The following is a 12627-nucleotide window of genomic DNA, read 5'->3' as shown; positions in this document are numbered from 1 at the left end:
TAACCCTCTTTGTGAATAATTTTCTTAAAGATCTTATTGCACTGAGAGAAGAGAATGAGGAGTAAATGAGAAGATAAAACAAGTGTTAGGGATTAGGCCCGTAACCCGACCCCCGCAGCCCGATAACTTTCGACTTTAACCTCTAAAAGCGCAGCGTCTCTTAGCCCTCTTTGTGCATACTTTTCTTAAAGATCTAATTGAACTAAGAGAAGGGAATGAGGAACAAATGAGAAGGCCAAAAAGATGTTAGGATACAGCTCGTAACCCGCAGCCCGATAATTTCGACTTTAACCTCTAAAAGCGCAGCGTCTCATAGCCCTCTTTGTGCATAATTTTCTTAAGATCTTATTGTAATGATATAACTGGATGAAGTGTTAGGTGTTAGAGCTTGCTGACGGCGGGTTGCGAACTACGGGTTTCGGGATTAGGCTCGTAACCCGCTCCCCGCAGCCCGTTAACTTTCGCTGCGTCGTTTTTTAACTCGTTTTGGTGCTGGCAACTTATTGGTTAATAAAGCTAAACATAACACCACTATAAACAACATCGAATTAGCCCCCGCCTGCAGCGAATAATCAACCGACGAATGCAGCATCATTGCTACAATAGCTGTAGCACAACCAAACGCCACCCCTTGATAAAGGGCTGTTTTACGCGTTCGCATAGTATTAATACATAACCATAAACAATAAACCACTAACAGCCCCAATAACGCCGTTGCAGGAATACCCAGCTCAACTGCAAATTGTACATAATCGTTATGCGCATTGTCGTAGTAGCCAGAGTAGGGCTCAGATTGATACGCGGGAAACGCAGTGTAAAAAGTACCGCCGCCCGAGCCTAATAACGGGTTATCTAAAATTAGTGGGATTGAATCGCGTACAACTTCATCGCGAGTTTCCGATTGTAAACTGGTTTCGCTAATACGTTGTTTTACTTTTTCTACATCGAAAATGGCACCAATGATGATTAAATCGATAATAAAAAAGCTCACAATCAGTAACTTAAATGCCTTAGGCTTTTGCTTATAAACAAACAGCGCCAGTAAGCTCACTATAATTAAGGCGATAAAAAAAGCCGAATTACCCATGCGACTACGGGTTAAAATAAGCGCCACAATTATAATAATTAGCGATATACGCAAAATTATTTTAGAGCTTAATATAATCTCAGCCCAAGCACGTAAGGTTTGTTTTAAAGTAGGCTTGTAGCCGTTGTTAGTGCGTTTTAGTTCGCTAATTAAAACACCAATACCTAAGCATAAGCACAGTGCTAAATAGTTAGCTAAAAAGTTAGAATAGGTAAAAGTACCAATCGCTCTGTCGGTGTGTTTGTAGCCAAATAAAGGGCTAACAATATCGGGCGATAAGTTTAAGTAACTAGCATACAAAGCCTGAAAAACACCGGCGCAAATGACGGCGTAAATTAATTTTTTAATACGATTTACATTATTACAGTAATTAAATATTAACCAGCTCAACATTATTAAAAAACTGGTTTTTAATAACATTTGTTTGGTTTGAAAAGCATCAACACTTACGCCAAATAACTGAACCGCGCACACCAAAGCAACAATGCCTAAGGCAGTAAATAACGGCCAAGTATATCGAGGAGGTAAGAGTGCTTGTTGGTTATTTAAAACACTGTTTGCCAAGTGAGTAATAAAGGTAAAGCTAGTTAAAATACCAATAGCTAAAATTGCCCAAGGCCTATAACTACCTAAAGGAAGGGGAAGCAAAAAAAGGATCAGGCAAATAAGAAAAAATATAAAACGATTCAAAATAAACTCAAACAAAGTAAAAACGCAGCCAATTGGCTGCGTTTGAATATACTAATAGTAAAAACTAGTTACCGACTTCAGATATACCGTTATCACCGCCTGTACCACCAGAACCTGGAGGTGTTGGTAATGTTGGTAAGCTGCCTACTGGCGGAGCAGGCTGACCTGCACCAGGACCTGCAGCAGTTGCTTCAGAAGCGGTTGTTGCATCAACACCTGCGGTAATTGCAGCTAGGGTAATTGCATCAGTATCTAAACCAGCAGCCGAAAGAGCGGCTAAAAAGTCAGAAATTAATGGATTATCTGCACCAAAACGCGCAACAACAGCATCAACCATTGCATCTATGTCAGCAGCGCTACATGCTGCATTAAGTAGTTTTTCGTCTAGCTTGATTTTTTCTTTCTTTTTACAAATGCGTTTAATTGCTTCTACTAAATCTTCGCGTAATTGCTCAGATGAAGTATCTGCCGTGACGTTATTAAGAATATCAATAATGCTATTTATGCTCACTTCTTGAACCACAGCATCGTTATCCGTTTGTGCATAGGTTGGTAAAGCTGTCAGAGCAGACGCACTAGCGACTAAGCCAGCTAAAATTAATTTTTTCATTTCTCGTCCCTTGGTTGAGTACTAATTGCAAAATTTTAGCGCATCGGCGCAAAAAGTAAACTCTTTATTTACGCCATTTTCATTAGATTTAATAATTTTTGATGGTGGCAGTATTAAATTACCTTGTACGCCATCGCATCCTAAGTATTCGAGAATTTCTAAAGTCTCAGTTTTTTCAATTAAACAGGCTAAAACCTTAATACCAAAACCATGACAAATATTATTAACTGTTTGAATATAAAATTGGCTTTGCGGGTTGGCCACTAAATCTTGAATATAACTACCATCAATTTTAACGTACTCAATATCAAGACCTTGTAAATACCTAAACGACGTTAAGCTAGTACCAAAGTGTTCAATACACACATTAATACCCAGCTCTTTAATTGCATCTATATGTAAAGACGCAACATGCACGTTATAAAGTAAACCAATTTCATGTAGTTCAAACACTAAGTTTGTTTTAATTACTGGTTTAGTGTGCGAGTAAAGCGTAAGCCATTGTATAAAGTCGGCTGAATACAAGGATGCTTTACTAATATTTAACGCAAACACATCATTAGGGTAATGCTCTTTTATATCTACAAAGCTACGTATAATTTTTTTATCGAGTTCTTCGGTTAAGTTTAACTTTTCAGCCATCGCAAATAAGTGACCATTATTTACCTTTTCGCCTTCATGAATAAAGTGGGCAAATACCTCAAAGTAACACTGAGAATCAGTTTTATTAGCTTGTTTAACAGGTTGCACCGAAAAGCTCACTTCGCCGGCGTTTATAATCGACTTAATTAAGGTACGCCATTGGTTAACACTAAATAATGACTCTTTATCGTTATTATCAATAGTAGTGTCTTCACCTATAGTGCAACCAGTATCGAGCAGTGATAACACCTCACCTAAACTCGCACCTTGCTCAATGGCAACTATGGCTAAATTAGCATAACCATTTATGTGTGAACTATTTTCTTTTTGACTTAATTTATCGTTTAGGTCTAGGCGAGCTTTATTTAAAAGTAAAACGTCATACGGGGCCAGTAAAACAAACGTCCCTCCGTTAAGTCTAAACACGTTTGAGTTTGGTAATTCATCAGCAACATGTTTAAGTATTTTAGCTGCATCAAGTACATGCTGATCACCGTCTTGGTAGCTTACTACTTGGTTAATGTTATTTAACGAGGGTAGGGTAAGCATCATCGCGGTGATGGGTGAATCGTCAGTAATATTATTTACAACAGAATTAAAGTGGTTTTCAAACGACTTACGGTTACCCAACCCCGTTAACGAATCTATGTATACTTCTTCGGTAAGTGCTTGAGTTTGTTTGGTCAGTGAATCAAAGGTACTTTGTAAGTTTATAACCATGTTATTTATGGCTTGGGTTACAGTGCGAAGCTCCCTTGCTACCGGTATTTCTTTATTTAAGGTAAAGCGTTTTCGAGTCACTAAAGTGGCTTGGTCTTCTACTGCTTTTAACGGCTTAAATACCGCGCGCAAAATTAAAAATGCAATAGCCAGCGATGCTGCTAATAGTAAAAACGAGCTATATAAGCTGCGTAATGTGTGTTGCCATAAGGTAAGGTACGATTGCCCAGTATGGCTGGTTACATCAAGCGTACCTGCCATCATCCAACCATTGTTTATTTCAGAATGCATAGTGGGCGCACTCAGTTCAACAGCACTAATAAACCAACCAGGAACAGATTCAACGCGTTTAGGGTTTTGTAACTCAAACACTATATTATTTTGCACATCAGTAAATTTAATTTGGCTGTAATAACCAGAGTCAAAAATAGCGGTTGCCATCGTTTGTGCAATCATTAGGCTGTCGTCTTCTAAATAAGGAGATATAGACAGTCCTAAACTGGTAGCCGTGTCTTGTGCATGGCTGGCCATTTGCGTTTGTAAGTAATTACGGGTTGTATCCACATCGGTGATAACACGTACACAAAATGAAATAACCGAAATTAATATGATCAAGCCATATACTTGGGTTTTTAAACTCAATCCATGTTTAAAGAGTCGAGACATAACTACTAGTTCCTTTATTGTTACCGTTGGCAGGCGCAAGCTCACCTTGTTCAATTCGTTCAAGCATGGTGTTCCAAGCAGAAACGCCACGACTATTTTTAACCTTATTGCCTAACCCTTTCGATTTGGCTAACCATAAACCTTGGCCATTAAAGCTATAGATAGGTTTTAGATCACCCCGATTACTAGCAGGCACTAATTTTGTATTAAAATTATCAAGCACCAGCGGTATTTGGTTAGGTTGTTCAAAGTATATAAGCACCATGTGAGGTTGATTAACCGTACGCTGGCGTACATACATAAAGCGTATTTTATCTTCGGGGATACCTAAAGCGATTAAAGTAAAATATTTAGCAATAACATAATCTTCGCAGTCACCCATGCCCACACCTAAGCTTTCTAGCGGAGTGGCCCAGTAATCTTTTTTTTGCCAAAGTTCGTCATCGGTTTTGTACTTTATATGCTTATTAAAAAAGTCATTAACCAAATGAATTTTTTGCCACTCGCTTTTATCGGCAGAGTCATCTATAAAACTCAGCCACGTTTTTATTCGTTGGTGGCCAGCATCACCGTAAAATTGTTTGGCACGGCTTATTATATCGCTATTTCGCAAATGCAAAAGCATGTCTTGTGCACAAGCAAAAAAAGACACTAATATAATGATGCAAAATCCAACGCGCACAAAGCCCATCCCTAAAATGTTAACAAAGCAATTATATTCCCATTAAAACTAAAATGATAGGTTACAAAAAAAGCAAAAACCCAGTCGTTAACAAAAAATTTACACAAAACAATCAAAAAGACTGCTTTTTGTATTGAGCGATTATATGGCTTGTGTATAATAGCCGCCCATATGGACAGTAGCACTTAAGATCTTTGCTTAATTTGGCAAAAACATCACCAAGTAGCTACGGAATAAAAAAGTAACAATAAAAGGAATTGAAGTGAAAGTATTAAAAGCAGTCTTGCCTGTTGCAGGCTTGGGTACCCGTATGTTACCCGCTACCAAAGCAACACCAAAGGAAATGCTTCCACTAGTCGACAAACCTCTCATTCAATACGTTGTAAACGAAGCCGTAAAAGCGGGTATTAAAGAAATTGTACTAGTTACCCATGCTTCTAAAAACGCAATAGAAAATCATTTTGATACTAGCTTTGAGCTAGAAGCTACTCTAGAAGCGCGCGTAAAACGCAGCCTATTAGAAGAGGTGCGTTCAATAATCCCGCGTGATGTAAGCATTATATCGGTTCGTCAATCGGCGCCATTAGGTTTAGGCCATGCAATACTTGAAACCCGCCCAATTATAGGCAACAACCCATTCGCTATTTTATTGCCTGATGTAATTATCGATCAATATAAGTCAAATCTTAAAGTTGATAACCTGGCACAAATGATCGCCCAATTTGAACGTACTCAACATAATCAAATTATGGTTGAACCTGTCCCTCATGAGGAAGTGCACAACTATGGTGTGGTTGATTTGGCAGGTAAAAATATTGCGCCTGGCGAAAATGCAACCATTACCAACATGGTTGAAAAGCCAAACAATGACGAAGCACCCAGTAATTTAGCCATAACAGGGCGTTATGTTGTATCGCCTGCTATTTGGGATTTACTCGAGTTTACGCCTCCAGGGGCTGGTGGTGAAATACAATTAACAGATGCATTACTGCAGTTACGTCATCTTGAAACAATTGAAGCGTATCATTTAAAAGGTAAGTCGCATGACTGCGGCTCAAAATTAGGTTACATGCTTGCAAACGTAGAATACGCAATGCAATCAAACCTAATGGGTGAAGAATTTACAAAGCGCGTTAAGCAATTAATGGCAAATGCATAAAGTTATGCAAAACCGGTTAGTAAAAAATTAAGGGAAATCATGGCTATTAAAGTATTAAGTATTTTTGGTACGCGACCTGAAGCAATAAAAATGGCGCCACTTGTTAAAGCGCTAAATGCAGCAGAAGGTATTGACGCAAAAGTATGTGTTACTGCACAGCATCGTGAAATGCTTGACCAAGTTTTAGAGCTGTTTGAAATTGTACCAGATTACGATTTAAATATTATGAAGCCGGGCCAAAGCTTATACGATGTAACAACAAATATTTTGTTAGGTCTAAAACCTATTCTTGAAGAGTTTAAACCAGATTTAGTGCTTGTTCATGGCGATACAAGTACGACTTTATCTGCAAGCTTAGCGGCGTTTTATCAGCAAATTCCAGTAGGGCACGTAGAAGCGGGTTTACGCACAGGTAACTTAAGTTCACCATGGCCGGAAGAGGGTAACCGTAAACTCACTGGCGCTATAACAAAGCTACACTTTGCACCAACGCAAACATCACAGCAAAACTTACTCAACGAAGCAGTAAATGCTGACGATATTCTAGTTACTGGTAACACCGTTATTGATGCATTATTACAAGTGGTTGATAAGGTAAAAACTGATACCGATTTAATCGCAACATTAAAAGCTAAGTTTCCAGAGCTTGATGAAACTAAAAAACTTATTTTAGTAACAGGGCACCGCCGTGAGAGTTTTGGTGGCGGTTTTGAGCGAATTTGTGAGGCGTTAGTAGAAATTGCAACCGCGCACCCAGATACACAAATTTTATACCCAATGCATTTAAATCCTAATGTACGCGAACCGGTAAACCGCATATTAAAAAATGTTGATAACGTGCATTTAATCGAGCCGCAAGACTACCTACCCTTTGTGTACTTAATGAATCAGGCTCACATAATAGTAACCGACTCAGGTGGTGTACAAGAAGAAGCGCCAAGCCTAGGTAAGCCTGTACTTGTTATGCGTGACACCACAGAACGCCCAGAAGCGGTAGAAGCAGGTACAGTTAAACTAGTGGGTACAGATAAAGCTCGTATTGTGAGTGAAGTAAATAACTTACTAACAAATGCTCAAGAATATCAATCAATGAGCCGTGCACATAACCCTTATGGTGATGGTAAAGCGTGTGAGCGCATTGTGGCAAAAATTAAGCAACACTTTAAAGATTAAAATAAAGTTTAAAACTTTTTCAAGGATTTAGTAATGACAATTAAAACAGTTTCAGTTGTTGGTTTAGGCTATATAGGTTTACCAACTGCAGCGGTTATTGCATCGCGTGGTATGAAAGTAATTGGTTTAGACGTAAGCGAAAAAGCAGTTAATACCATTAATGCCGGTGAAATACACATAGTAGAGCCTGATCTCGACATAATAGTTCGTGGCGTAGTATCTACTGGTAATTTAAGAGCGACTACAACGCCAGAAAAAGCCGACGCGTTTATGGTAGCTGTACCTACACCATTTATTCACAGCGAAAGTGGTAACCACAGCGCAGACTTAAGCTATATTGAGTCGGCTGCAAAAATGATTGCCCCAGTGCTTGAAAAAGGTAACTTAGTTATTTTAGAAAGCACCTCACCCGTAGGTGCAACAGAGCAACTAGCCGCTTGGTTAAGTGAAGCGCGCCCTGACTTAACGTTCCCACAAGATAAAGGCGATGCCGCCGACATTAACATTGCGCATTGTCCAGAACGTGTATTACCAGGTTATGTATTGCAAGAGCTTGTATCAAACGACCGCGTTATAGGTGGTATGAGCAAAGCATGTAGCGAAAAAGCCGTTAAGTTATATGAAACTTTCGTGCGCGGCGAGTGTATTATTACCAATGCCCGTACCGCTGAAATGGCTAAGTTAACCGAAAACTCATTTCGCGATGTAAACATTGCCTTTGCCAATGAATTGTCGGTCATTTGTGACAAATTAAAAATTAATGTGTGGGAGCTTATTAAGCTTGCTAATCGTCACCCGCGTGTAAATATTTTAAATCCAGGCCCTGGTGTTGGCGGCCACTGTATTGCGGTTGACCCTTGGTTTATTGTTGCAAGCTGCCCAGACGAAGCAAAAATAATTAAACAAGCACGCTTAACTAACGACGCAAAACCATTTTACGTAATTGAAAAAGTAGCAAAAGCCGCTGATGAATTTAAACGTCCAGTTATTGCATGTTTAGGCCTTTCATTTAAAGCCGATATTGACGACCTTCGTGAGAGTCCGGCATTAAATATTGTTGAAGAATTAGCAGCAAAAAATATTGGTGAAATACTTGCTGTAGAGCCAAATATTTCAGAGCTACCGGCCAACCTAGCAGATAAAAATGTCAGATTAGTGTCGTTAGAAAGCGCACTAGAGCAAGCAAATGTCGTTGTAGTATTAGTTGATCATAAACAATTTAAAGCTGCAGATAAAACAGAGTTTGCATCAAAAGTTGTTATTGATACTCGCGGTATTTTGTAAAACTTAAAATATGAATAAAGAGTTTTGAATGTGTATTAATAAGAATACCAATAATGCCTAAAAAACATATCGCTTTAATTATGCCCCTTTCTACCTATGACTGGGGCAGTAATAACTGTGGCGGCGTAGATAGTGTATGCCAAATGTTTGCAGAATATTTGGTTAACCATGATGACGCTAACTTTAGGTTTACCATTATCGGGCTCGACCCACAGAGTAAAATCCCTTTCACTGGTGATGTTATTCGTCTATCAGATAATGTTGATTTTGTTTGGCTGCCTACATCAAGTAAGCAATCAAAATTTAAAACCCCCGGCATTATTTGGCAAAATTGGCATGTTCGCAAGTTGTTAAAAACTTTGAATCCTGACCTAGTGCATACCCATTTTTGGAGTGCATTAATTGGCAATGGTTTTAGGGGGAAATCGGTTGTTACTGTTCATAGCTATAAAAAAATTGGGCGGCATAACTTTGGATTTTTTAATAACTTTTTATATGAAAAAATAATTCCTAAGTTTACTCGGTATTTAGGTGATAAAAAGTTTGTTGTTGGTGACATTTTAAAACAAGCACTAGCTAAAAATAATATTAAAGCAAACATAATTTATAACCCGATAGATGACAGCTTTTTTAATAGCCCTAAACAAAGTCAACTAATTGAGCACCCTCGGGAAATAAAGTTTATAACGTGTGCCTTAATTAATCCTAAAAAGAACATTGAGCAATCTATAGACATCATCCATATGCTTAATCAAAACGGTATTACATGCCGTTTAGATATAGTGGGGTCGAAGTCGAACAAAGAATATGCACAACAACTTGAGCGTAAAATTGAAGCGTTACAATTAGAAAATTCAGTTACCTTTTTAGGAAGAAAAAACAAATACGAATTAATTGAGCTTTATAACAATGCTAATTGTGGCATTTTTACTTCTAAAGAAGAAACCTTTGGCTTAGTTCCGCTTGAAATTTTAGCTACGGGGCTTCCTTTACTTTGTACTGAAGTAGGCATACTCGCTGAGCAAAAAGAGTTTTTTCAATCAATCGGTGTTTTATATATAACAGAGTCAACAACAGTTGATGAAATTATAGCAAACTTAAATAAGTTCGATAGAGAATTATCTGTGAAAAAGTTAAAAGAGTTATTTAATACTTCGCAGATAGTTAAGCAGTATAAGGCCGTTTATAATGAGCTTGTTTTTAAGGCTGAGCGAGAACAATAATGTTTAATGCATTACTTAAATATGCTCCAGTGCAAATTTTTGCTGCAATTAGTGTTTTTGCATTAATTAGTATTCATACCAAATTATTAACTACAACAGAATACGGAATGTTGGCGTTAATGCTATTAACGGTAGAAGTTGTAAGGGCGGTAGCTGCGCAGTGGATAAACTCTAGCATGCTGCGTTTACTTCCTAGTAAAAAAACAGAGGAACATGATAATTTTGCAGCGATTGCCAGCTCAATTATTTTTTGCTGCACATTGCCAGCTTTAGCATTAGTTAGCGTGGGGTTATATTTAACAGGTTTATTAACCTTATCTACGTTTTTAGCTACCTTTATAGTTTTTTTAACTAAAGCTCTCTATCAGTTCTATCTTGAATTAGCCCGTATAATGGAGCGTTTAAATCAATATAGAATTGCCGTACTTACTCAATCTATTATGGCTATAGTAATTACAGGCGGCTTGCTAGCTTATTCTCCTAATATCCTTTCTGCGTTATCAGCCCTTGCTTTGAGCTACATAGCTGCAGGTTTAGTTGTTTTTAAACCGTTTAAAATTAGTATTAATAAACTTAAAACTGCAGACGCTCAGGCTATTTTCTCTTATGGCTTACCACTTATGGCCAGCGGCTTAGTTGCAGCAATATCAAGTCGATTGGACCGCTACTTCATTGCAGAGAAATTAGATTTAGCACAAACAGGTATTTATGCTGCTATATCAAATATTTTATTAGGGATTGGCGCACTTATTTTTATGGTAGTAGCCTTACCAAGTTATCCTGAATTAACAAAAAAAATAAACGATAAAGCCGCTTTGTACAAAGCGCATGGTGAATATTTAACTTTGTTATGTTTAATTTCAATGCCCGCTTTAGTTGGGTTTTGTATTTTAGCAGAGCCGATAATGCACTTATTACTTAGTGAGGAATATTTATCTCAAGGTTCTACTATTATTTATATTCTATGTGCGGGGGTGTTTGTTGTAAATTTAAAAGCCCATTATATAGATCATGGGTTACAGTTTTCTTTAAATACTAAATACCTGCCAAAAATCAGTGTTTTTTCTTTAGTAGTTAACCTTTCTTTACTACTTACTTTAATACCACTTTATGGTTTAGTAGGTGCAGCCAGTGCTTTTTTGATCACAAACCTTACCTCATTTAGTGTTGCATTATGTTTGTCTATTAAAAAAGGGTATAAATACGCTGTACCGTTGCAGGTATATAAAATTATATTTTCAACTGTGTGTATGGCCATATTCCTTCCTGAATTACGTGTTTATAACTTTGTGGTAATTAATATGCCCATAGTCAATATTATTATTGATGTAGTTATTGGTGTGAGCATTTTCTCATGTGTGCTTGCCTTACTAAATTATAAAAAATGTAAAGCATGGGTAATAAATAAATGAAAAGTGAAAGTATATATAAAGTATTGGTGTTCACTTTTTTGACGGCCTTTATTTTTGGCGGCTATTTACTAGAAAACGTAGGTATAAAATACGTATCAGAAGGCGGGAATCCGTTAGTTAAAATACATATTTCAACGTATATATTAATGCTAACCGTTGCTATTTTTACGCTTAGAAGAGGTATCAATGTGCCTTTAACTAGCCTAAAAGAGCTTAGAGCATCTTGGCTAATAAGCATATTAAGTATTGTATTTGTTATATTTTACGGCTTAATTAGATTTGGTACGTCGGGGATGGCTTACTTGGTCGATACTATGGTAGCCCCTCTTTTAGCTCTATATTTATTGAGTCAGTTGAGTACTAATCATAAAAACAAACTATTAACGTTGCTTGCATACTTATTATTCATAAATTCAGTTATAGCTATTTTAGAGTTCATATTAGGTAGCACCTTAATATCCGTAGATTTTTCAAAGTTTAGTCACTTTAGATCAACGGCACTGTTAACTCATCCTCTTAATAATGCGTTAATTACGGCAGCACTTGCGCCAATATTAATGAGCTACACAAGAATCCCTTATTTAATTTACTTTACTGTAATTACGTTAGCACTGTTTGCTTTTGGTGGGCGCGCTGCAACAGGTATATTCATACTAGGTGTATTTATTTTAATAGCACCTAAGGTACCTGCATTTATAGCTGCAGGAGTTCGGGTGTCAAAAATGCGCTTTGCGGTAATACAAGCGCTGGCTTTTTTTGCGTCTATTTTCACAATATTAGTTGTTACTTTGACTCCCATCGGTGCCCGCATACTAAGTAAGCTGCATATTGATGGTAGTGCTCAAGCGCGATTTGATGTTTTTATAATTCTTGAACAATTAAGCCTACGTGAGTGGCTTTTAGGAGCCTCACAAACTTTACTAGAAAATATCGCTTTTTATATTCAAATAGATGTTATAGAGAATTACATAATAGGCTGGATTGTTAGTTTTGGTATCATATGTACAGTTTTGTTGTTTTTAAGTTGCTATAAATTACCACTTAAAATTGCATTGGGAAAAAATAGAAATTCAGCCAAAATCGCTTTGATTGTTTTTATTTTAGTATCATTAACCAATAATGCTTTGACGACTAAAACTCCAGCCTTACTCTTTTTAATTAGCGCAATGTACTTAGTCGTATCCAGAAGGAATGGAAGATGATTTCAGTAAGTTTTAGGCTTAGTGATCATTTAAGTTGGACTTGTGAATTAGTGTGTTTTTCAATATTTGTCGTTTAA

Annotated in this window: 10 protein-coding genes; 6 read left to right on the top strand and 4 right to left on the bottom strand. The window is 37.3% G+C overall.

Annotated features, from left to right (window positions below; genetic code table 11):
• Positions 1 to 454: 454 nt before the first annotated feature.
• The 4 genes from ACTRWE_RS15355 to ACTRWE_RS15340 all read right to left on the bottom strand — a co-directional run bounded on the left by ACTRWE_RS15355 (position 455) and on the right by ACTRWE_RS15340 (position 5097).
• The gene (locus ACTRWE_RS15355; RefSeq protein WP_462880286.1) at positions 455 to 1777 is read right to left on the bottom strand and encodes an O-antigen ligase family protein; all 1323 of its coding nucleotides are present in this window, start codon (positions 1775 to 1777) and stop codon (positions 455 to 457) included.
• 64 nt (positions 1778 to 1841) lie between these two features.
• Entirely contained in the window at positions 1842 to 2387 is a 546-nt protein-coding gene (locus ACTRWE_RS15350; protein WP_462880285.1) for a hypothetical protein, read from the bottom strand.
• Positions 2388 to 2408: 21 nt separating this feature from the next.
• A complete protein-coding gene (locus ACTRWE_RS15345; RefSeq protein WP_462880284.1) occupies positions 2409 to 4415 on the bottom strand; it encodes a bifunctional diguanylate cyclase/phosphodiesterase in 2007 nt (668 codons plus the stop codon).
• Positions 4399 to 5097: a transglutaminase-like cysteine peptidase gene (locus tag ACTRWE_RS15340; protein ID WP_335674536.1), complete on the bottom strand. Its 699-nt coding sequence runs from the start codon at positions 5095 to 5097 to the stop codon at positions 4399 to 4401. The genes ACTRWE_RS15345 and ACTRWE_RS15340 overlap by 17 nt, the downstream gene beginning before the upstream one ends.
• 262 nt (positions 5098 to 5359) lie before the next feature.
• On the opposite strand from ACTRWE_RS15340, the gene galU reads away from it, so the two are divergent.
• From galU to ACTRWE_RS15310, 6 genes are read left to right on the top strand one after another with little or no spacing between them, the layout of a single operon-like run.
• Positions 5360 to 6256 (top strand): UTP--glucose-1-phosphate uridylyltransferase GalU, encoded by an 897-nt coding sequence (gene galU, locus ACTRWE_RS15335; protein WP_096038375.1) that lies wholly within the window; start codon positions 5360 to 5362, stop codon positions 6254 to 6256.
• Between the two features lie 39 nt (positions 6257 to 6295).
• The gene (gene wecB / locus ACTRWE_RS15330; RefSeq protein ID WP_462880283.1) at positions 6296 to 7429 is read left to right on the top strand and encodes a non-hydrolyzing UDP-N-acetylglucosamine 2-epimerase; all 1134 of its coding nucleotides are present in this window, start codon (positions 6296 to 6298) and stop codon (positions 7427 to 7429) included.
• A 33-nt stretch (positions 7430 to 7462) separates the two neighbouring features.
• Positions 7463 to 8713: a UDP-N-acetyl-D-mannosamine dehydrogenase gene (gene wecC, locus ACTRWE_RS15325; protein ID WP_462880282.1), complete on the top strand. Its 1251-nt coding sequence runs from the start codon at positions 7463 to 7465 to the stop codon at positions 8711 to 8713.
• A 53-nt stretch (positions 8714 to 8766) separates the two neighbouring features.
• A complete protein-coding gene (locus ACTRWE_RS15320) occupies positions 8767 to 9936 on the top strand; it encodes a VpsD family glycosyltransferase (protein WP_462880281.1) in 1170 nt (389 codons plus the stop codon).
• Positions 9936 to 11348, top strand: a complete 1413-nt coding sequence (locus ACTRWE_RS15315; RefSeq protein WP_462880280.1) for a lipopolysaccharide biosynthesis protein — start codon at positions 9936 to 9938, stop codon at positions 11346 to 11348. The genes ACTRWE_RS15320 and ACTRWE_RS15315 overlap by 1 nt, the downstream gene beginning before the upstream one ends.
• Entirely contained in the window at positions 11345 to 12550 is a 1206-nt protein-coding gene (locus tag ACTRWE_RS15310) for a VpsF family polysaccharide biosynthesis protein (RefSeq protein ID WP_462880279.1), read from the top strand. Before ACTRWE_RS15315 ends, ACTRWE_RS15310 begins: the two co-directional genes overlap by 4 nt.
• Positions 12551 to 12627 lie beyond the last annotated feature (77 nt).

It is taken from the genome of Pseudoalteromonas sp. G5_S1_54_S4, from assembly GCF_054968565.1.
This window is presented reverse-complemented; position numbering and strand designations above follow the sequence as displayed.